Origin of the sequence: Clostridium beijerinckii, assembly GCA_003129525.1 — a bacterium.
Lineage (GTDB): Bacteria > Bacillota > Clostridia > Clostridiales > Clostridiaceae > Clostridium > Clostridium beijerinckii_D.
Map to the genome: position 1 here is coordinate 3,507,096 of CP029329.1, position 22,511 is coordinate 3,529,606.

The following is a 22,511-nucleotide window of genomic DNA, read 5'->3' on the forward strand; positions in this document are numbered from 1 at the left end:
CCAATATAATTATCCCCTTCCAAATTCTATATTTTTATAATACTCCCTAAATAAAATAAAATAAAGATAAATATATTTCGTAAACATCATAAGTAGGTTAATTATTAAGTTTTCTAATTATTTCATTTTATCCACTTCAAACCAAAAAATTACTCCACCCTCGATATTTTCAACTCCATAATCATTATTTTGAATATCTTGAATAGCTTTAACTATAGAAAGTCCTAACCCATAGCCTCCATAAGCTCTCGTTCTTGCTTTATCTACCTTGTAAAAACTATTCCATATCTTTTTTAAAGATTCCTCTGGTATATGTTTCCCTGAATTAAATGCACTTATTTTTATTTTATCTTTATTAATTATTTTACTTATTTTAATAATTCTATTGTTATCCACATGATTAATTGCGTTATTAATATAATTTGTAAGTATCTGCTCAATTCTCACCATATCTTCAGCGACGATACAACTTTCCCCAATGTCAAATTGTATTTCAATGTTTTTTTCTGCAAAAATAGATTTGTATTTATTAAGCACATATTCTATTAAAGATGTTATATTAAATTCAGTTTTTTCAATATGAAAATACCCTGATTCAATTTGAGAAAGATTTAGCAAATCTTTTACTAACTTATTCATTTTTTCTGTTTCATTCATGATAACGTCACAGTAAAATTTTCTATCCTCTTCATTTTCAGTAACATTACTTACAAGCCCTTCTGCATATCCTTGTATTATTGATAATGGAGTTCTAAGTTCATGAGAGACACTAGATATAAACTCTTTTCTAATTTTATCTATTTTTCTTTCTTTTTCTATATCCTCTTCAAGCTTCTCATTCTTTATATTTAATTCTGTAATTGCTTTATTAAGTTCATCAGATAAGTAATTAACACTTTGACCTAGTTGCCCGATTTCATCTTTTTCTATTATTTTGCATTTTTTGTTGAAATCAAATTTGGCCATGTTCCGAGCAATATCATTAACCTCTAATATTGGCCTAGTAAATCTTTTTGAAAACAGATAGGCCCATATGCTTCCCAAAATTACAATAATAACTCCTGTGATAATAATAAATCTGTTTGCAATATCTACACTTTCACTTATTGAAACTAATGGAACTCTTATAGTAAGTATATAGCCATCATTTAATTTTGTCACAAGCGTAAGAAAATCTATTTTTAGTTGCACATCTTGCCTAGTTTCAAAAGTATATTCACCTTCTGTATATTCAACATCAGTATTTTTATTAAGCTTACCGCTTATAGTACTCTGATTTATCGATTGTTGCATACCTTGTTTAGATTTATTGTTATTAATTACATTATTTTCATTAGGTAGTCTTCGTGAAGATCTATAGACTATTTTTCCAAACTTATCACGAATATCAATACTACTTCCTGTTATGTTAGCCGTTCTGTCTAATTCATCTTCTATATCTTGTGCATTTCCTTTATATATGTTAATTAAGTCTTTTGCATTTTTTATAAGTATATTTTTTTTCTTATCTATATAATATTCCTCTAGATATAAATTATTTAATATACATAGAACAAAAATAAATACAACTAGTAGAAAAGTTATGGAGACAAAAAGCTTTGATCTTATAGATTTCTTCATTTCTCTGCCTCAAATCTATAACCATATCCTCGTACAGTATGTATATAATCACTTTTTGAATTCAATTTTATTCTTAATCGATTTATATGTGTATCTAATGTTCTTAAATCCCCATAATAATCATATCCCCAAACCTTGTCCAATATTTGTTCTCTGCTTAGTGCATTACCATAATTTTCACAAAGATAAGTTAATAGCTCATATTCTTTAGGACTTAAATCAATTATTGAGCCTTCCATTATAACCTGATGCCTATTATGATCTATTGTTAATCCTTGAAATTCCTTAAGCTTAGCATTGGTAGACATTGTTCTTCGCAGTACAGCATTTACCCTTGCTATTAAAATATTAGGACTAAATGGTTTTGAAATATACTCATCTGCGCCAATATCCAACCCAAAGATTTCATCGAATTCTTCTCCTCTTGCTGTTAACATTATAATTGGAACATTAGATTTTTTTCTTATTTCTCTGCACACAGTAAAGCCGTCATATTCTGGTAACATCACATCAAGAATTATTAAATCTATGTCTTCTTCATCATGAAACAAATCCATGGCTTTTCGTCCATCCCCCGCTTCAATAGTGATATAACCTTCTTTTTTAAGAAAATCCGTTACAAGCTTTCTTATTAATGATTCATCATCAACTACTAATATCTTTTTTCCTTTCATACTATCCCTCCGAAAACTACTGATATTCCTATTATACCCTATTTTTGTTACAACTTCGTCACAATCAACTCTTTCCTAGTTTGAATAAGATTGTTAAAGACTTTTTACTCCAAACGTAACTTTTCACATTTCAAAATATAACACTTTTTTGCTTTGGTTAACCTATATGTTGTCAATTTTACTTGTAGTTATAGGTGTAGTGTACTATGAAAAGTATTAGTTGCATCTTTATCAAAAAATATATTAAATAAAATGAATTAAACTTATGCTTATTGGTTAAAGTATATTTAGAAAAAATTTAATAAATATAAAGGAGACTTTTATATGACTGTTAGCTCGAATGTAAAACAAACATTAGCAACCCTAAAGGGCTCTGAAGCCACTTTAAGAGTATATTCATTGCAAGAACGGGATAAAGAAGCTAGAGCTATTTATGCTGAGGCATTTGCAGAAATAAATAAAATTAAAATAGATTTAGAAAAAAGAGTTGGCACTATGGAGTTTGAGGAGCCCCAATACAAAGGCAACTAAGAGAGGTGAAAAATGGATACTTGGTTAATACTACTATTTAATTCAGTAATTTTATTTTTTTTGACATTAATTTTAACAAGGTATATGAAGAAAAAAAGTTTATCTAATGCTACCGCCTTTGACTTTATTTCTTATATGATTGTTGCTATTATAATTACTCTAATTTCATTAAATATTATTCCCAACATTTACTTTGGACTAATTACACTGGCTGTTTGGGCAGTGATTCCTATTATTTTAGACTACGCCGCCATGAAAAGCAAATGGATCTATAACATAATAAATGGTAAGGAAAGAGTATTAATTAAAGATGGCAAAGTCATGGAAGATAACTTATCTAAAGAAAGAATGACTGGGCAAGAATTTCTACAAACATTACGCTCCAAAAAGGTATTTAATTTAGCCGATGTTGAATTTGCCGTAATGGAAACAACTGGAGATATAAATGTTAGTTTAAAAGCTGATAAAAAACCTGTTACCCCATATGATTTAGGCCAAAAAGTTGCGCCTAAGACTGAACCACAAACGGTCATTTTAGATGGTAACATGTTAAACGAAGGGCTTACAAATATTGGATTGAATCAAGGTTGGCTTAGAACCCAATTAGAAAACAAAGGGGTTGACCTTGAAAATGTTTTTATTGGTCAAGTAGATTCTTCTGGAGATTTATATCTAGATCTTTTTGACGATATGATACAAGTTCCAAAAACACAGATTAAAGAAATGCTCTATGCAAGCATTCAAAAAAGTCAGGCAGACCTTATGTCATTTTATTTAGAAACTGAAAATAAAGCAGCAAAAGCTATGTACTTAAAGAATTCCGAAAAATTAAAAAAAGTCATGGAAAAATTAGAACCCTATTTATTACGTTAGAAGGTGAACTAAATGTCAAATATGAAAAAGAAAAGATTAACTGCAACTCAATTGCAATATGATGAATTGCAAAAAAGTATAGAACCAAAAAGACCTATTTTAAAAAATTGTATTAAAGCCTTCTTTGTAGGTGGTATCATATGCACCATAGGCCAAATATTGCAGTTGTTCTTTATCACCTATTTTAATTTCAATGAGAAAACATCAGTTGGTCCCACTTCAATAGTTTTAATCTTTGTTTCAGCTTTACTTACTGGACTTGGCATTTACGATCATCTTGGTCAATGGGCTGGAGCTGGATCTGCTGTTCCAATTACAGGTTTTGCTAATTCTATAGCTTCTGCTTCAATTGAGCATAAAAGTGAAGGGTTTGTACTTGGTGTAGCTGGAAATATGTTTCAACTTGCTGGGGCAATTATTGTTTATGGAGTTTTTTCTGCTTTTGTAGTTGCTACAATAAAAATCACAATTATATGGTTGGGGGCGATGTAAATGCTTAAAGGACATCAGTCATGGATTTTTAATTCTAAACCTACAATATTGGCATCTGCAGCAGTTGGTGGCCCTTTTGAAGCTAATGGTGCTTTGGCTGAAGATTTTGATATACTTCATGAAGATTTATGGCTCGGACAAGATAGCTACGAAAAAGCAGAAAAGGTTCTTCTGGAACATGCTTGTGAAAGAGCCATAAAAAAATCAAGTATAAAAAAAGAAGATATCAACTTTTTTATAAGTGGAGATTTGATGAATCAAATTATTTCCAGTAGTTTTACTGCACGAACTCTTGGAATACCTTTTTTAGGAATTTTCGGTGCTTGTTCTAGCTCCATGGAAAGTTTATCACTGGCTGCTCAATTAATAGAAAGTAAATCCGCTAAATATGTTATAGCATCTGCAAGTAGTCATAATGCAGCTGCAGAAAAGCAATTTAGATATCCTACAGAGTACGGTGGGCAAAAGCCACCTACTGCACAGTGGACAGTAACAGGAGCTGGTGCTGCAGTCCTTGGAGAACATGGAGATGGACCTAAAATAACTTCTGCTACCATAGGAAGAGTAATAGATATGGGGATTTAAGATCCCTTTAATCTTGGAGCAGCTATGGCACCAGCTGCTGTAGATACTATTGAAGCTCATTTTAGAGATTTGAATATTGATGCCTCCTATTATGATCTTATTGCTACTGGAGATTTAGGAAAGGTAGGACACGAACTTGCTAATTGTCTATTTAAAAAACATGGCATAGAAATGCCCTGTAATATATTTACAGACTGTGGACTTTTAATATATAAAAAAGATCAACCAGTTTTTTCTGGCGGTAGTGGATGTGGCTGTTCTGCAACTGTAACTTATGGGCATTTTCTTAACCGTATGCGAAGAGGAGAATTAAAGAGAATATTAGTTGTTGCAACAGGTGCTTTAATGTCTCCAATATCTTATCAACAAAAGGAAAGTATACCTTGTATTGCCCATGCAGTTTCTATAGAAATGTGAAATAAGAAGGTGTGATTTAAATTATGGAAAAAATTATTTTTGCGTTTATAATAGGTGGATTAATTTGTGTTATTGGGCAGCTTATAATGGATATATTAAAGATTACCCCTGCTCATACTACTTGCACCCTAGTTGTAATTGGTGCGATTTTAGGAGGATTTGGTTTATATGATCCTTTGGTAAAGTTTGCAGGTGCAGGTGCATTTGTACCTATAAGTAGCTTTGGAAATACACTTGTAACAGCTGCACTAGCTGATGCTGAAGAAACAGGTTTTATAGGCATTTTTACCGGTGTCTTAAAGACAGTAAGTTCGGGGGTTTCCTCTGCAATAATCTTTGGATTTATTGCAGCACTAATATTTAAACCTAAAGGTTAAGCATATGAAAAATAGATTTAAAATAGACTTGAAATTAAGTTGCTATTTATTTGACGTAAATATCTTTGAAGGGAGGTGATAACAATGACTGTAGGAACTCAAATGCAAAAAGCAATTGCTGGATTACAAAGTGCTGCTGCTACAATGAAAACTTTTTCTCTAGAAACTGAAGATCAACAAGCAAAAAATGATTTTCAACAAATAGCTACTCAACTTGATTCTTCATTAGAAATTTTAAAGGGAAGACAAGATTATATTGTGGAACAAGAACCTCAATATAAGTCTTAATTACACATTTACACTAGAAGAAAGAATTATATAATGAATTTGTAAAGAAATTATTATATTATTTAAACACTTTAGCTTAAAGAAAACTCACGATATAATATTAAAAGTATATCGTGAGTTTTTGCGTTGCATAAATGCTTGAAAATGTTAAATTATTTTATAAAATGTTTGTTATATTGCCCTAGTCTCTTTCTCTAACCAAATTCTCTCTTCTTCATCTAAATAAGGAGTAAGTTTTGTGTATACATCTTTATGATACGCGTTTAACCATTGCTTTTCCACATCTGTTAGCATATCTTTATTGATTCCATCTAAGTCAATAGGACAATATGTAATTGCTTCAAATTTAAAAAAATTTCCAAACTCGGTTTTTTCATCTTCAAGTACAATCATCATATTTTCAGTTCTTATACCGAATTTTCCTTCTTTATATATTCCTGGTTCATTAGTAATAACCATACCTTTTTCTATTTTTATATTATTACTTGTTCTTAAATTTTGAGGGCCTTCATGAACATTTAAGAAGAATCCTACTCCATGACCTGTTCCACATTTATAATCCAAGCCATATTGCCAAATAGGTTGTCTTGCTAATACATCTAAATTCCCACCTGTGCATCCCTCTAAGAATTTAGCACTACTTAATCCAATATTAGCTTTTAGCACTAAGGTATAATCTCTTTTTTCTTCTTCAGTAAGTTTTCCAAGTACTATTGTTCTTGTAGTATCTGTTGTACCATTAAAATATTGTCCACCCGAGTCAACTAAGAAAAATCCTTCATTTTTCAGAGTATATTGAGTTTCTTCATTTGCTTTATAATGCATCATGGCAGCATGGTCTTTATAACCTGCTATAGTATCAAAGCTAAGACCTGCAAATAGCTCTATTCCCCTTCTAAATCCTTCCAATTTATCTGCTGCTGAAATTTCTGTAATTTCTTCTTTATCTACAGATGTTTTTAACCATTTTATAAATTTCACCATAGCTACTCCATCTTGTATCTCACAGCATTTTAAATTTTCTAACTCAATTTCATTTTTAATAGCTTTTAAGTTAGTAGTAATATTAGGAGATTCTATTTTGGTTGTATCAATATTAATGGCATTATATAAGCATATATTTGTTTTATTAGTATCAAATAGAACTACATCTTTACTTTTAAGCCCTTGTAAGAACTCTTCTATATCATTATAATCTTTGATTTTAACACCCTCAGCTTCTAGTTCTAATTTAACATCCTTAGTAACCTTTGAAGAATCAAGGAATAAATAACATTTATCTTGTGCTACTATTACATTAGCTATTACTACTGGATTATTTGGCACATCATTTCCTCTTATGTTTAAAAGCCATGCAATATCATCTAGTGAAGTTAATAAATAATGATTTGCGCTCTTATTCTTCATTTCTGCTCTTACTTCACTAATTTTTTGTGTTCTAGACTTTCCTGCATATTTTACGTCATGTAGAAAAACTGAACCCTTAGGCATCTCTGGTCTGTCTTGCCACAATTCATTAATTAAATCTTTTTTTATTTTTAATTCTATTTTCTTTGTTTTAAATTCTTTCTCCATGTCTTTAACCATATCTACTGAAAAAACATTTCCATCAAACCCAACGTTGCTTCCTTCTTTAAGAACATTTCTTAACCATACAATATAAGATGGTACACCTGGCTCTGCCGCTTTAAATAGTCTAATTCCAGATCCTTCAAGTTGCTTTTCAGCTTGAATATAGTATCTCCCATCAGTCCATAACCCAGCATCTTCTAATGTAATAACAGCAGTTCCAGCTGACCCTGTAAAACCTGATATCCAGTGTCTACTTTTCCAGTAATCTGCTACATACTCACTTTGATGAGCATCAAAACTAGGAATTATGTAAGCATCCATTTTGTTTTCCTTCATCAATTTTCTTAGAGCTTCAACCTTATCTTTAATTTTCATATTTTATACCTTCACTTTCTTTAAGAATGTATTTTTTATCTTCACGTTCATACAACTATTATAATAGTAATTGTTCCAGTTTTGGTTCCCATTCCTATCTTTATAATTTGACTCCTGTTTTTACATCCTTAAATATTATACAACATTTATATATATATCTTACATAATATCATGAACTAATTTCATTAGAATTGAATATTACAATAAAAAAACATATCTTTAAACAAATTTTTATCATTATATTTCTGACATCACTGTTTTGTATTAAACTATGTTACATTTTGTATTCGTTCTTTGTTATTTAATCCAGAATTTTTTTAAACATAAAAATATAGACTATATAAAGTACTAAAATATATAACACTTTATATAGTCTATTCTAGTTAACATAACGCATATTCAAATAAATAACAAGTCAGTATGTCTTATATTTCAGTAATCACTGGTAAAATCATAGGTTTTCTTTTCATTTTTGTATATACAAAACTATCTATTTCTCTTCTTATAGTATTTCTTATTTCTGACCACTGAGTTACATTATTGTTTAAACATCTCTCCACACTTTTAGTAACTATTCCCCTAATATCTCTAATTAGTTGTTCAGAATCTCTAACATATACAAATCCTCTTGTAATAATATCTGGTCCAGATATTATTATTTTATTTACTCTATCTATAGCTATAACTACTGTTATAATACCATCTTCTGCTAAATTTTTTCTATCTCGTAGCACAACATTTCCTACGTCTCCTACACCGATTCCATCTATAAGAATTCTTCCTGATGGCACCTTACCAATCATTTGTGCTTTAGTCCTAGCTAATTCTAATATTTCTCCTGTTTCTAATATAAATATATCTGATTTATCCATGCCCATATTTTCTGCTATTTTAGCATGGCCTATTAAGTGTTTATACTCACCATGTATAGGCATAAAGAATTTGGGTTTTAATAAAGCATGAATTAATCTAAGTTCTTGTTCACAAGCATGGCCTGAAACATGTATATCTTTTATTGCGTTATATATTACATTAGCACCTTTTTCTGTTAAATCATTTATAACATTAGATACAGCCTTTTGATTTCCAGGTATTGGTGTTGCCGAAATAATAATCGTATCACCCTTTTCTATTTGGATACTCCTATGAGTTCCTGATGATATTCTTGTAAGTGCTGCCATTGGTTCCCCTTGGCTTCCAGTTGTTATTATTGTAATTCTCTCATTTGAATATTTCTTAATATCATTTAAATCTATTATCATTTCATCTGGTATAAACAAATATCCAAGTGTTCTAGCAACTTCACTTATTTTTTCCATACTTCTTCCACTAAACGCAATCTTTCTGCCATTTTTCACAGAAGCGTTTGCAATTTGTTGAACTCTATGAATATTAGATGCAAATGTAGCCACTATTACCCTTCCAGTTGCCTTAGTGAAAAGACCTTCTAACGTTTCACCTACAGTCTTTTCTGACATTGTATAACCTTGTTGAAGAGCATTAGTACTCTCAGCCATTAAAAGTACTACTCCTTTTTTACCTAACTGTGCATATCTTTGCAAATCAATAACTTCCCCATCAATTGGTGTAAAGTCCACTTTAAAATCACCAGTATGCACAATTATTCCTACAGGTGTATGTAAAGCAATAGAGCAACTATCTGCTATACTGTGGTTTGTTCTAATAAATTCCATAGTGAAACTACCTGCTTCCACTAAGTCCCCTGCTTTAACTATATTTAATGTACAATCACTAAGTATATTATGTTCTGTTAATTTACTTTCAATTAAACCCATAGTTAATTTTGTAGCATATATAGGTGCATTAATTTGTTTTAAAACATATGGAAGCGCTCCTATATGATCTTCATGTCCATGAGTTATAAAAAACCCTTTTACCTTATCCTTATTTTTCAATAAATATGTTACATCAGGAATTACTAAATCAATTCCATAAAGTTCTTCATCTGGAAATGCTAATCCACAATCTATAATTACTATCTCATCTTCATATTCAAAGGCAGTTATATTCTTACCTACCTCCCCTAATCCTCCTAGAGGTATTATCTTAACTTTGCTTTTGTTTTTATTCTTACTTGCCATTTTAACTCCTAACTTGTAACTAATCGTATAAAAAATAGAACTTAGTTACTACTAAATTTTTCATTATTTCATAATCTTATTTTTAATGTACCTAAGTTGTTATATTCCGTTTGCAGCATTATGCTCATGAAAGTTTACACTTTTTTAAAATTTATTTTGTCCAAGCATTATATTAATATAAATCAATTTTGCAAAGATTAAAAATAAAATTAGTGTATCTACGCTTTAACATCTTTTTATACATCTTTTTATATTATTATAAAAAAACTTGAATAAATACACAGTTATAATACTAAAAATCACCTGTATTCATTCATCTTTCTTTACCACATACTATCACTATTATATTATTATAACCTTTTTTTCATAAATTTCATACATAAAGTGAAATTTTTTACTTGGAATTTAAAATAATATCTTTTGACTTTGAATTTTTATTAAATTATATGCCATATTTTCTCCATCTATAGTATATTTCCACCCTAATGCTTGTAACCAATCTGTATATTTAGTTTCTTGTGGAGTTACATGATCAAAGTAATTATATTGAATCATATGGTCACTCTTATATCTTGCTACTTCTACTAAAGTGTTATCTATAGTTAGTGGCTCTAAATCAGCTTCTAATCTTTTTGTATTCGTCAAATCAATTGTGCTTCCTGTATTATTAGTATTTCCTGAATTGGTGATTCCTTGATTAGTATTAAAATCCCAATCATTTTTCCTTTTATCACTTTTTATACAAACTAATATAAACGTTAGTTTCATTCTAAATCTATCTTATTCCTAATTGTTTTCATAATAACAAAAGCTCTCTAAATTGAGAGCTTTCATTTATATTTAATATTGAAATTATGAGCATTTTAATTATATTAAACCATATTAGAATGTAACCTTAGTTCCATAATATGTGCATTCAAACAACTTTTCCATTGTAGCGTCATCTATTTCTCTAGGATTTGATCCTGTACATGCATCTAATACTGCATTATGAGCAATAAATGTAAGATAAGATTTAAATTCAGCTTCTTCAATTCCATATTCCTTCATTGAATGAGGAATACTTAATTCATCATTCATTCCATCAATAATTTTAATTAATGAATCAGTTAATTCTGCATCTGTATCTCCCTCTAATTTTAATGATCTAGCTATATCAGCATATCTGTCTTCACATTTTATTCTGTTATATTGAATTACATATGGTAAGAATATTGCATTAGCACAACCATGAGGTATGTGGAATACAGCACCTACTTTATGAGCCATTGAGTGAACTATTCCTAGTAATGCATTTGAGAACGCCATTCCAGCTAGACATTGAGCTTCATGCATTAAATTTCTAGCTTCCTTATCCCCTTCATATGATTTAAATAAATTAGCTTTAACCATCTCTATTGCTTTAATAGCTAATGGATCTGTAAAGTTAGATCTAAGTGATGCAGTGTAAGCTTCTATAGCATGAGTCAATGCATCCATTCCTGTATGAGCTACTAATTTAGCTGGCATAGTTTGAGCTAATGCTGGATCAACAATTGCTATATCTGGAGTTATGTTAAAGTCAGCTAAAGGATATTTTATTTTTGCTTTATAATCTGTTATTACTGAAAAAGCTGTAACTTCTGTAGCAGTACCACTTGTTGATGGAATAGCTACAAATTTAGCCTTTTGTCTAAGTTCTGGTAAGCCGAAAGGAATAACTGCTTGTTCAAAAGTAAAATCTGGGTATTCATAGAATATCCACATAGCCTTTGCTGCATCTATTGGTGATCCTCCCCCCATTGCAACTATCCAATCAGGTTCGAAATTTCTCATAGCTTCAGCGCCCTTCATTACTGTTTCTACTGATGGGTCTGGTTCTACTCCTTCAAATAATTCTACTTCCATTCCTGCTTCTTTTAAATAATCTTCAACTTGCTTAAGAAAACCAAATTTTTTCATTGATCCACCACCAACTACTACAAATGCTTTCTTACCCTTTAAATTTTTAAGTTCTTCTAAGGCTCCTTCTCCATGATATAAGTCTCTTGGTAAAGTAAAACGTGCCATAACTTAATTCCTCCTAAAATTCATCTGATTATTTATTTAATTATTATTAAAACTACATAAATATATAAAGCAATATTCATGCCAAATCGTTATTATTTTATCAATCTCTGTATTTAAGTCATTTCCCATATATAGACTTTTGAATATAAAACTTATGTCCTAAAATAATACACTTTTTTTAAATTAAATTTGTATTATTTTAGGACACTGTATAATTTTAGGACATTTCTATTTTATATTTTTTTATTTTTAAATATAATGTATTTCTGCTTATCCCTAAAGCCTTTGCTACTTTAGTAATATTATGATTATATGAATACATGGCCTCTTTAATTGTTTTGCTTTCCAATCCTTCTAAATCAAAATTATCTTTATTAATTTCACAATAGCCTGTCTCTATCATTTTCTTATGGATTACTTCATTCATTTTCTCATCACCATCTTCCCATAAATCAAATGATAGATTTCCGTCTAAATTAACTATGTTTTCTATATAATTTTCCAACTGCCTTATATTCCCAGGCCAATTATATGATAATAAACTATTGTATAAATCTTCTTTAATTTCTGGCATTTGCTTATTTAGCTTAAAAGATTTTATTCTCAAAAAATATTCTATAAGCTTTTCCACATCACCTTTTCTTTCTCTTAAAGGTGGCAATGTTATTGGAATAACACATAATCTATAATACAAATCTTCTCTAAAAGTTCCTTTTTTAACTTCGTTCTTTAAATTTTTGTTTGTTGCTGCAATTACCCGAACATCTATATGTATTTCAGTGCTCCCACCCAATCTTATTACTCTACCATCCTGAAGCACTCTTAATAGATTAACTTGCATATCTATAGGCATTTCTCCTATTTCATCTAAAAATAAAGTCCCACCATTTGCAATTTCAAATTTTCCTGGCTTTCCTCCTTTTTTTCCACCAGTAAAAGTACCATCCTCATAACCAAAAAATTCACTTTCTATTATGTTAGCTGGTATTGCTCCACAATTTATCGCCACAAATTTATTTCCTCTTCTCAGACTATAATTATGCATAGCTTGTGCTAGAATTTCCTTTCCTGTGCCACTTTCCCCTTGAATCAAAACAGTAGAAGGACTATTTGAAATAATTTTACTATTGGTTATTACATTAACAATAGCAGCACTTTCTCCTATAATATCATTAAAAGTCAAAAAAGCTCCAGTTGTATCTTTTACATCTTTTTCTTCCTTTTCGTTGTTCATGGTTACAACCATTCCAATTATCTTTTCTTTGTGTATAATTCCCTTAAAGACCAATTTAGTTTTGTATTTACTTGTATGTTTAAGTTTCACTTCTTTAATAATAGTGCTTTTATCTATATCTAATTTTTCCAATATATTCTCTAAATCTGGTAAAATATAATGTATTTTTTCCTTTAATAAAGCTTCTTTATCTCTATTAAATATTTTTGCACCAAATTTATTAATATTAGTTATTTTCCCTTCTTTATCTACAATCATTATTCCTTTATCTAAATTTTCTATAACACTTTCCATGTAATTATAAGTTTGAGTTAAGATATTATTTATCTTTTTATTATCTAGTTCATTCTCAATTGCTTTCACTCCAAAAACTACGAGTCCCAGTGTATGAGGATGTTTCATATAACTTCTACCAGTAAAGTTTAAAGTTCCTATAATCTCTCCGTTAGTATTGTGAATAGGTGCAGCTGAACAAGTTAGTCCTTGAAGCCCCTCAATATAATGCTCATTCGCAGTTATTTGGACACATTCATCTTCCTTAATAGCAGTCCCCATAGCATTAGTCCCTATGTTTTGCTCGTCCATATAAGCTCCAACCTCAAGTTTAATAAAGTCTAGCTTGCTAGCATTTTCATCTGCTCCCTTAATATATAAAATACAACCATTGTTATCTGTTAATATTATAATAAATTCATTATCCATTACAGCAGAATAAATCATATCAATATATGTTTTCGATACTTCTATTAGGTCTTTATTGTTAATAAGTATTTTTTCTAATTCTCCGCCACAAAGAATCTTCTTTGAATAATTTGATTTTTTTTCAACACCATAATTTTCACTTCTCTTATGGGAATTTTCAATTAATACTCTTTTGTTATCCATAATAAATCTCCATCTTTCTTTTATTGATAAAAATATTAACTATCTGCAAACAGAAATAATTTTTATCTTTTAATTAACAAAAAATTCTTGCATATACAAAAATAGCTTCCTTAATAATATTATACTGGTTTGTACATTGTATTTCTACTGATAACCTGATATCAAGAAAATCTTATAATGTTGTTCCTCTAAAGGTTGAATATAGTTTAATAGAGCTCGGAAAAACTTTTATTCCAGTTCTTGACTTTATGAAAAAAAGGGGGGAATATTATATAGAGAAGAGTGCAAATGAACAATAACAGTAAAAACTATGAATTTTAAGACGCTTAATCCTAAAATTCATAGTTTTGTAATTTTAACATAAATAATCACATAGTTGCTTTCCTTGTTTACTTAATAATTTTATTGAAATTTAACTTAGTCTATTTCTTAATTATATTCTGCAACTTTTTGTTCCTTTAATTTTTCAATTTTTATACAAAATCCTTTATGAATTCATTAATTCTATTTAATTTAATTTCACCATCTATGAGTGGTTTTCCATATTTTAAGAAACTAACTTTATCATGAAAATCAAGTTTCTCTTCTTTATATAAAATGCCCAAAGGAATTTTATCGCCCCATTCCATAGCTCTTTCAATTGCTTTTAATTTATTCTTAACGTCATAACCTTCTTCAAGCTTGTAAACCCTCTTTTTATACCATTGAAATGTATTAATTTTATTGAAAGAAACACATGGTTGCAAAATATCAACAAGAGCATAACCTTTGTAATTAATCGCTTCAATCATAATTTCCTTAAGTTGTTCTTTATCTCCACTAAATGCCCTTGCAACAAAACCAGCACCAAGTGTTATTGCCATAACCATAGGATTCATAGGTATATTATTTGATCCATTTGGCTGAACATCAGTTACATGTCCTATATCAGTTGTAGGAGATGCCTGTCCCTTTGTTAGTCCATATATTTGATTATCATGAACAAAATGTGTTACATCTACATTACGCCTAATATTATGAATGAAGTGATTACCTCCTTCACCATAAGTATCCCCCTCACCACTATTAACTATGACAGTTAGTCTCTTGTTTACAATTTTTGCTGCAGCTGCTGGCGGCAATGCTCTTCCATGAAGTCCACAAAAACCATTGGTATTTATATATTGTGCTGTTTTGGCCGCTTGCCCTATTCCCCCAACAATAAGAACTTCATGAGGATTTTTCCCAAGAGTTATAAGTGATTGCTTAAGCGCATCAAGAATATTGTGATCCCCACAACCTGGACACCAAGCCGTTTCTGATGTGCAAAATATCTCGTCATTCATTATTACTCGCCTCCATTTAGCTTATTATATATTTCTTGAGAGGAAATAGGTCTACCATCATACTTTAAAATACTACTACTACATTCAATACTTGTATTTTCTCTAATAAGACCTGCTAACTGACCTGTAGCATTTTGTTCTATATTTATTATATTCTTTACATTTTTTGCATATTTTTTGAGTTGTTTATCAGGTAAAGGATAAACATCCCCAAATACCAATGCACAATATTTATTATTTCCAGCGTGGGCATTAAGAAGATTTACAGCTTCTTTGACAGGGCTATATAGTGATCCCCATGCTATAAGCAAAACATCTGCGTTTTCTTCACCCACAAACACTGGTTCTTGAAGTTCTTCTTTCAAATATTCCATTTTTCTAAGTCTCTTATCATTCATCTCAATCCTTACATCCGCTGATTCTGTAATATGACCATATTCATCATGTTCATCACTATCTACTAGTACTGTTAATCCAGGTATTTTACCTGGGATTATACGAGGAGAAACACCCGTATCTGTTATTTTATAACGCTTATAATCTTTAGCGTTATAATATTCATCATCATTTAAATGTCTTTCAATTTTAATATTATCAAAATTAAAAGGTTTTACAGTTCTTATACTGTCAGCTAAAAACTGATCACCAAGTAAAATAACAGGTATTTGGTATTTATCTGCAAGATTAAATGCCCTAATTGTTTGATAAAACGCATCTTCTGGTTCTCTTAGCGCTATTACCATCTTCGGAATTTCTCCTGGTGATGAAGCAATAACAAATTTCAGGTCACCTTGCTCTGTTCTTGTTGGTAATCCAGTGGTAGGGCCCGGCCTCTGTATTTCCGCTATTACGAGAGGTACCTCAAGCATACCAGATAGCCCCACTGCTTCAACCATTAGTGCAAATCCGCCTCCCGATGTTCCTGTCATAGCCCTAACTCCTGCATAAGAAGCTCCAATAGCCATATTGATTGCAGCTATTTCATCCTCTGCCTGCTCAACAACAATCTCTGCTTCATGCATTTTTGATGCAAGATAATTCATTATACTTGTAGATGGTGTCATAGGATACGCTGAAAAGAACTTGCATCCTGCCGCAATTGCACCAAGAGCAATCGCATCATTTCCCCCTATCAAAATACTATTATCTTCACTTTTTGCTTGAATATCGTATTTTTGTGGAACGAGTTTAAATCCCTCTTCAAATGCATTGAGATTTTGCTTGGCAATTTCATCTTTAAATTTTTCTGCTAATAATTCTTTAACACCACTTAAATTAAGGTTAAAGAGCTTTATAAAAGAGCCTAATGCCACATTTCCATATACTTTAGGATTCCCAATGTTTTTTGCTATAAATTTGAGAGCAAGTCCAATAAATCGTTTATCTTCAAATTGAATTTCTTCATCAGAAATAATGAATCCATCCTCCTTCAACTTGCCAATGTGTATTTGTATTGTTTCTTTATCTAATGCTATTATCCCATCAAGTTCATCCCAATGAGAATTTATTTTCTCATTTCCAAAACGTATCTGAAAGAAATTATGTCCGCCTCTTACTCTCGACATATAATCCTGTATTGTAAAGATTTCAAATCCCTTTCTCTTTAAAACTTTTTCCAATATAGAAGAAATAGTCTCCATCCCTAACCCTGCGGCGCCTCCAATTAAAATATTATAAATCATTAACCTTCACCCCTTCTTCAAAAATAATATGTCAGAATATTCACATTTTATTACTATTTAACAAGTATATCACTATGAATTTTCATTGGCAATCGATAGGAAAATTATTAGGTTATACCAAAATATCGAATACTCTTTAGTAAGATATGTAATTTTCATCCCTATAATAACTCCAATTACGAAATATAAAGTACGTTATATAAATATAAGAAAAAAGACCTAGCACGTAGCTAAATCTTTTCTCCTATATTTAAAATTTATTTTATAAATTCAAATCTCATTTTTTATTTATTACCACTGTAAACATTAAATACTAATCCAATTTTATCTTTTAAATCAAAATATACTGCAACAATTCTCCAATAAACATTGAGAAATCAAATATTAATATAGTTTTTATTACTCTACAAAACGAACCCTATACTTATAATAATTCATTGTTGATTTTTCCTTGAAACCACATGCCTTATATAGATTAAGTGCAGTACTATTTTTACCTTCCACATCCAATTCTATCTCATGAATACCTTTTTTAGTTATTAAACTTATAGTTTCCATTAGAGATGCTTTTCCATAACCTTTGCCTCTAAATATAGGTATTATTCCAAAACCGCATATAAAAGCTGAAGTCTCACTATAATCCACTTTAATCTTCCCTATAATCTCACCATTGAGTTCAATCATATATGTGATTTCATTCAATATTTCTTCATCCTCTGGAAAATACTCTTCATATTCTACATCAATCGGTTCTTTATCATTAAAAAACATTGCATTTTGTCTCTGTATTTCCTTTGAATCTTGATTTTTGGCTTTCCTTAAATTTATAGAATTTATCATATCCTCAAATCCATTATTAATTTGTTTCATTCTAAACTCTGAAAATTCATAAATTCCATTAATAGATTTTACAAATTCAATTCCTGAATTTGAATTATTATCTGTTAATAATAATATTTTCTTAAAGTTTCTCTTGCCGCACTCTTCCATTGCAAGGTCAAAGAGTCTTTTGAAAATACCCTTTCGTCTCCAAGCTGGATGAGTAAGACCGTTCACCTCTCCCATATTGTTTCCAAAGCTTGAAATACCAATATATGATACCAAAATGTCATCTACATAATAGAGAAATTCATTGATATTTTTTAAGCCTGTTCTATACTTTCTAACTATATTTAGCTTATAATATAATTCTAATTTTAGATTTACTTTATCTTCTAAACTACAAATCTTCTCAAGTTCACTTATTTCTTCATAATCCTTTACGTTTATATATTGTTTTAAACAAATAACCTCATTTAATATTTTTTCTGACATCTTAAAATCTCCTTTTTGATTTCTTTTGCAATTTTGAAATGCCTTTCCACCGAGCTTTTTCCTGCAAACGAAGGCTTGCATTCTCTTTACGTTCAGCAAACTTCGATTCCTTTTTTAGTTTTATATAATTATCCCATCTTTCCCTTGGAATCTCGCCACTTTCTAGTGCAGCTTTTACTGCGCAGCCTGGCTCCTTTTCGTGTCTACAATCTCCAAATTTGCACCTTTTAGCTAACGCTTCAATCTCATCAAAGACTATATCTAATCCATCTGATACATCCCACATCTCTAATTCACGCATACCCGGTGTATCAATAATCATTGCATGGTTTTTAAGAATAATAAGCTGTCTATGAGTTGTCGTATGACGACCTTTGCTATCATCTTCGCGGATAGTATTTACTTTCATTATTTCTTCACCTGAAAGTGCATTGACTAGTGAAGATTTACCAATACCAGAGGAGCCCAAAAATACAACAGTTTTACAGGGTTCTATATAACTCCATAATTCCTCTAATCCTTCTCCAGTAACTGAACTTATAGCTATTATTGGTACTAAAGGCGCAATTTTTTCAATTTGCTCCTTCTGTAAGCTATAATCATCACATAAATCTAGCTTAGTCATTATAATCACTGGTAAAGCTCCACTCTGCCATGTAGCAGTTAAATATCTCTCTATTCTCTTTAAATTGAAGTCATTATTTAGTGAAATCATTATAAATACATAATCAAAATTAGCAGCAACAATTTGTTCCACTTTATTAAATGAATCAAGTCTCGAGAATTTGCTTTTTCTATCAAGTACGTGATATATAATGTCATCTCCTAAAGGATTATTCTTAACAAGAACAAAATCACCTACTGTAGGATATACATTATGGATTTTATTATTATAAAATAATGCACCTTTTAACTTTCCGGCATTTTCTCCATATTCTGTTACAATCTTATATTGTTCCTTCTGAACCTCAATAACTCTTCCAGGTATTAAATCTTCAGAAGACATATTAAGCATATTTGCTTTAGTTTTAAAAAAATCATTATATCCGTATTTTTCTATATTATTATTCATTCAATCCTCCATATTAGGCACTTGAATAAAATAATAGACCAAACATAAAAATGTGCTATATATTTTTATTAGGACAAGAGGTGTGCTTTGCTCATAGCAAGGCTGTTATTAGAACCTCCGATCCAGTACATAAAATAAATAAACATACTGGTTTCTTATTTTTTGAATGTGCCTTAATTAAATATCTTTTTGATTTAAATTCTAAACTTTTCATTTTACATCTCTCCTTCAATAAGTAATCACCGTTCTCTAAAAATGGGCAGAAAAATCCCGCAGATATCAACCTCAAAACGGCTGCTATCTACGGGAATAAAAAAACAGGAATACCTGCTGTGTCATTACGTATCTTTAATAGTCAGTATATTATGAAAGGTTACTTATAACTGCGGAAACGTAACACAAACAAAGGGTAATAAGCACCCCTGAAATTACATTTTCGCCTATATTTAGTTTTAAACAGCAATCACCTTTACACAAGCTATCATAAAACATTTCCCCTTTCGTAGGAACATATCGTATATATACAATAAATCCTTTTGTAAATAAATTATATTATCTAAAGAAATTTTTGTCAATTAATAAATTAACAGTATTCAGGATGACTTATCACTTAAATAAGTTATCCTTTTTCTTATATATTCTCAAATCGTTGTTTTCTTATTGCAGCTTCTAATATATTTCTTGCAACTCTTGCATTAGCAAAATTTTCATCTACTTTTTCTATTTTTATTTTCTCTAAGAACGCCTTTTCTCCATCTTCATTGAATTGATACAATTTTAACAGAACAAAAATCAAAATTACTTTGCCTCATTATTTTAAAATTGTTCTATGGCTATTAATAAAGGTGTATATTTTTTATCAAAGCTAAACAAAATATAATGAAACGAGGTGTATTCAATGAAGATTATGAAGCTTTTAACAGTTTTTTTAATATCCATGATTTTATTTACCGAAATGCCTAAAGCTATTCCAGTGTCTAACAATTACAAACAAGGTATCTATGATGTTTCTGAATTTAAAGATTTGAATGCTACTGCTAAGCTTCTAAGCCCAAGTAATGTTACAAGTTTAATAATAATTGATTCTAATAGTAACGAAAAATTCTATAAAAGGTTTGATACTGTAAATGAAGTTATAACCTTAGGCTATATTAAGGAAGGAGATTTTATAGTGGTTTCTGGTCGTGGTGAAATATCCATCAATTTTTTTGAATAGTTATTTTTTATATTTAAAAATGTACCATCTAGGATAAACAAGATTAAAACATCTATCCCCCATGGTACATATTATTGCAATTATTAAGTTTAAATATTGTTTTATTTTTATACAGTTTTTGTTTCATAATTCAAGTGATCAGTATCATTTAACCCAACTAATGCTGGCTTCAAATTCTCATTGAAGGTTAATGTATTAATACATGTATTTCCAAGTGCCATTTTGTGATACATTGTCATATCCCATCCAAATATTCCTATAAGCCCCGCTTTTATAATTCCTCCATGGGCAACAATCACTATTTTTTTCCCTTTATGATTAGAAACTATATTTAAAATACATTTTCTAGCTCTATCTGCTGCATTATGAATACTTGAGTCTCCTCCACAAATATAACTTTCTGTTTTATCACTTCTCCAAGCTTTAAAAACTTCAGGGTACTTTTCAGCTATCTCATGTATAGTTAAACCTTCCCATTCTCCAAAGTTAATCTCTCTAATTTCAGGTGCTATAATAACCTCTTTATCAATGCCAGATGCTAATATATTAGCTGTATCAAAAGCTCTACTAAGCGGACTTGCATATATATAGTCAAAATCTCCCTTAAGCCTATTTTTTAACAATTTTGCTTGTTTAATTCCTTCATCTGATAAAGCTATATCTGTGCACCCTTGAAATTTACCCAAAGTGTTCCATTCTGTTTCTCCATGCCTAATTAATAGTACTGTCGTTTTCATATGTACCCTCTTTCTCTTATATTATAGATACCACATTCTTAGATTACATAGATATTTTATTAAATAAATCTGTACTATATTTTTGTATATCTAATAAATTTATCATATTATATTTTTCTTTTATTCCTTTGAAATATTCTGCAATTAAATTTTTTTCTATTATTTTATTAGGATTCTCATTTTTAATATTATTTTCATTAATAATGTTAGTTCGAGTTAGCATCCACGGTGCCTCATTTCGAATCATTTGTTCTAATATTTTCCCACTATAACAACTATAAAATTTAATTACACTTTCGACTATATTTCTTTCTACATCTTCTAAATTTAATTTATCATTAGCTAATATATCTTTGTTAATTTCTTCATATCCAAACTTTGTATACCTTTCATATACGGTTATATAAACAGGTCCTTTCATAGAAGCTTCACAATCTTCTTTAAAAATAAAATTATCTGTAAACATATAATAAAAAGCTTGTACATAATATAATAGCTTTTGAAGCGTAGAAGGTGTAAAATCTTCACATCTAATTAAAAGATATTTTATTACTGCATCAATTTTTTCTTCTGTATTGCTTTTGCTTAAAATACTTTTAACAGCTTGCCTACTTTTATTATAATCTATAGGCTCTATTCTTTCTTTATTAGTTTGTAATATAATTGAGTAATAATTAGGATTTTGAGATATCTTTTTTAGAATATCTGAATGAGAATTTCTAATCATATCTCCTTCTAAATATCTGCTCACTGTTTCTCTTTTCCAACCTAATAATAATGATAGAGCTTTGTCATTAATAGAATATTTAATTATAATACGTTGTAATTCTATAGCCTTTATTATATTATGATTTTTTCTATATTCTTCATATAAATTCTTTAGATTGTAATCACATATATCTGAAACAAAAACCTCATTCCCGCAATTATTGCAAATAGCTTCTTTAACCATATAACTTATTTCTTCATCTTTTAATGTTGATGTTTTATTTTCTTTATGTACTTTATACTCATTTTCATTCATGCAATATTCACAAAATACTAATTGTCTCATGAATTCCCCCTCCTTCATATTGGAGTTAATGACTTAA

Annotated in this window: 20 protein-coding genes and 1 pseudogene; 8 read left to right on the top strand and 13 right to left on the bottom strand. The window is 29.8% G+C overall.

Annotated features, from left to right (window positions below):
• Nucleotides 1-117: 117 nt before the first annotated feature.
• Nucleotides 118-1,620 (bottom strand): two-component sensor histidine kinase, encoded by a 1,503-nt coding sequence (locus DIC82_15720; protein ID AWK52354.1) that lies wholly within the window; start codon nucleotides 1,618-1,620, stop codon nucleotides 118-120.
• On the bottom strand, nucleotides 1,617-2,294 hold the full coding sequence (locus DIC82_15725; GenBank protein AWK52355.1) for a DNA-binding response regulator: 678 nt from the start codon (nucleotides 2,292-2,294) through the stop codon (nucleotides 1,617-1,619). Before DIC82_15725 ends, DIC82_15720 begins: the two co-directional genes overlap by 4 nt.
• Nucleotides 2,295-2,618: 324 nt before the next feature.
• Between DIC82_15725 and DIC82_15730 the strand changes: the two genes are divergently transcribed.
• The 6 genes and pseudogenes from DIC82_15730 (at nucleotide 2,619) to DIC82_15755 (ending at nucleotide 5,857) form a co-directional block, all read left to right on the top strand.
• Entirely contained in the window at nucleotides 2,619-2,825 is a 207-nt protein-coding gene (locus DIC82_15730; protein AWK52356.1) for a hypothetical protein, read from the top strand.
• A gap of 12 nt (nucleotides 2,826-2,837) precedes the next feature.
• The gene (locus DIC82_15735; protein AWK52357.1) at nucleotides 2,838-3,698 is read left to right on the top strand and encodes a hypothetical protein; all 861 of its coding nucleotides are present in this window, start codon (nucleotides 2,838-2,840) and stop codon (nucleotides 3,696-3,698) included.
• Between the two features lie 12 nt (nucleotides 3,699-3,710).
• Entirely contained in the window at nucleotides 3,711-4,190 is a 480-nt protein-coding gene (gene spoVAC, locus DIC82_15740) for a stage V sporulation protein AC (GenBank protein AWK52358.1), read from the top strand.
• Nucleotides 4,191-5,192 (top strand): annotated as a pseudogene (spoVAD, locus tag DIC82_15745) (stage V sporulation protein AD). It abuts the gene before it with no gap.
• Between the two features lie 23 nt (nucleotides 5,193-5,215).
• Entirely contained in the window at nucleotides 5,216-5,569 is a 354-nt protein-coding gene (spoVAE, locus tag DIC82_15750) for a stage V sporulation protein AE (GenBank protein AWK52359.1), read from the top strand.
• 84 nt (nucleotides 5,570-5,653) lie between these two features.
• Complete coding sequence (locus tag DIC82_15755; protein AWK52360.1) at nucleotides 5,654-5,857, top strand: hypothetical protein; 204 nt, start codon at nucleotides 5,654-5,656, stop codon at nucleotides 5,855-5,857.
• Between the two features lie 171 nt (nucleotides 5,858-6,028).
• On the opposite strand, the gene DIC82_15760 is transcribed toward DIC82_15755, so the two are convergent.
• From DIC82_15760 to DIC82_15780, 5 genes are all read right to left on the bottom strand, one after another.
• Nucleotides 6,029-7,804 carry a peptidase M24 gene (locus DIC82_15760; protein AWK52361.1) on the bottom strand — a complete coding sequence of 592 codons (1,776 nt, stop codon included), beginning with the start codon at nucleotides 7,802-7,804 and terminating at the stop codon, nucleotides 6,029-6,031.
• A gap of 425 nt (nucleotides 7,805-8,229) precedes the next feature.
• Nucleotides 8,230-9,906 (bottom strand): ribonuclease J, encoded by a 1,677-nt coding sequence (locus DIC82_15765; protein AWK52362.1) that lies wholly within the window; start codon nucleotides 9,904-9,906, stop codon nucleotides 8,230-8,232.
• Nucleotides 9,907-10,311: 405 nt separating this feature from the next.
• Complete coding sequence (locus DIC82_15770) at nucleotides 10,312-10,674, bottom strand: hypothetical protein (protein AWK52363.1); 363 nt, start codon at nucleotides 10,672-10,674, stop codon at nucleotides 10,312-10,314.
• A gap of 114 nt (nucleotides 10,675-10,788) precedes the next feature.
• A complete protein-coding gene (locus DIC82_15775) occupies nucleotides 10,789-11,955 on the bottom strand; it encodes a butanol dehydrogenase (protein AWK52364.1) in 1,167 nt (388 codons plus the stop codon).
• Nucleotides 11,956-12,172: 217 nt separating this feature from the next.
• Nucleotides 12,173-14,074 carry a sigma-54-dependent Fis family transcriptional regulator gene (locus tag DIC82_15780; GenBank protein AWK52365.1) on the bottom strand — a complete coding sequence of 634 codons (1,902 nt, stop codon included), beginning with the start codon at nucleotides 14,072-14,074 and terminating at the stop codon, nucleotides 12,173-12,175.
• 83 nt (nucleotides 14,075-14,157) lie between these two features.
• Here DIC82_15780 and DIC82_15785 point away from each other — a divergent pair, with 83 nt between their 5' ends.
• The gene (locus tag DIC82_15785) at nucleotides 14,158-14,373 is read left to right on the top strand and encodes a hypothetical protein (protein AWK53111.1); all 216 of its coding nucleotides are present in this window, start codon (nucleotides 14,158-14,160) and stop codon (nucleotides 14,371-14,373) included.
• A 174-nt stretch (nucleotides 14,374-14,547) separates the two neighbouring features.
• Here the strand turns inward: DIC82_15785 and DIC82_15790 are convergent, their stop codons facing one another.
• The 4 genes from DIC82_15790 to rsgA all read right to left on the bottom strand — a co-directional run bounded on the left by DIC82_15790 (nucleotide 14,548) and on the right by rsgA (nucleotide 19,467).
• Complete coding sequence (locus DIC82_15790; protein ID AWK52366.1) at nucleotides 14,548-15,399, bottom strand: 2-oxoacid ferredoxin oxidoreductase; 852 nt, start codon at nucleotides 15,397-15,399, stop codon at nucleotides 14,548-14,550.
• A 2-nt stretch (nucleotides 15,400-15,401) separates the two neighbouring features.
• Nucleotides 15,402-17,081, bottom strand: a complete 1,680-nt coding sequence (locus DIC82_15795) for a 2-oxoacid:acceptor oxidoreductase subunit alpha (GenBank protein AWK52367.1) — start codon at nucleotides 17,079-17,081, stop codon at nucleotides 15,402-15,404.
• 399 nt (nucleotides 17,082-17,480) lie between these two features.
• Nucleotides 17,481-18,395 carry a GNAT family N-acetyltransferase gene (locus tag DIC82_15800; GenBank protein AWK52368.1) on the bottom strand — a complete coding sequence of 305 codons (915 nt, stop codon included), beginning with the start codon at nucleotides 18,393-18,395 and terminating at the stop codon, nucleotides 17,481-17,483.
• A 1-nt stretch (nucleotide 18,396) separates the two neighbouring features.
• Entirely contained in the window at nucleotides 18,397-19,467 is a 1,071-nt protein-coding gene (rsgA, locus tag DIC82_15805; GenBank protein AWK52369.1) for a ribosome small subunit-dependent GTPase A, read from the bottom strand.
• Between the two features lie 898 nt (nucleotides 19,468-20,365).
• On the opposite strand from rsgA, the gene DIC82_15810 reads away from it, so the two are divergent.
• Nucleotides 20,366-20,683, top strand: coding sequence for a hypothetical protein (locus DIC82_15810; GenBank protein AWK52370.1), 318 nt, complete (start codon nucleotides 20,366-20,368; stop codon nucleotides 20,681-20,683).
• Nucleotides 20,684-20,790: 107 nt separating this feature from the next.
• Here DIC82_15810 and DIC82_15815 read toward each other — a convergent pair whose 3' ends face one another.
• Both DIC82_15815 and DIC82_15820 read right to left on the bottom strand, forming a co-directional pair.
• Nucleotides 20,791-21,420, bottom strand: coding sequence for a histidine phosphatase family protein (locus DIC82_15815; protein AWK52371.1), 630 nt, complete (start codon nucleotides 21,418-21,420; stop codon nucleotides 20,791-20,793).
• A gap of 43 nt (nucleotides 21,421-21,463) precedes the next feature.
• The gene (locus tag DIC82_15820) at nucleotides 21,464-22,474 is read right to left on the bottom strand and encodes a hypothetical protein (GenBank protein AWK52372.1); all 1,011 of its coding nucleotides are present in this window, start codon (nucleotides 22,472-22,474) and stop codon (nucleotides 21,464-21,466) included.
• Nucleotides 22,475-22,511 lie beyond the last annotated feature (37 nt).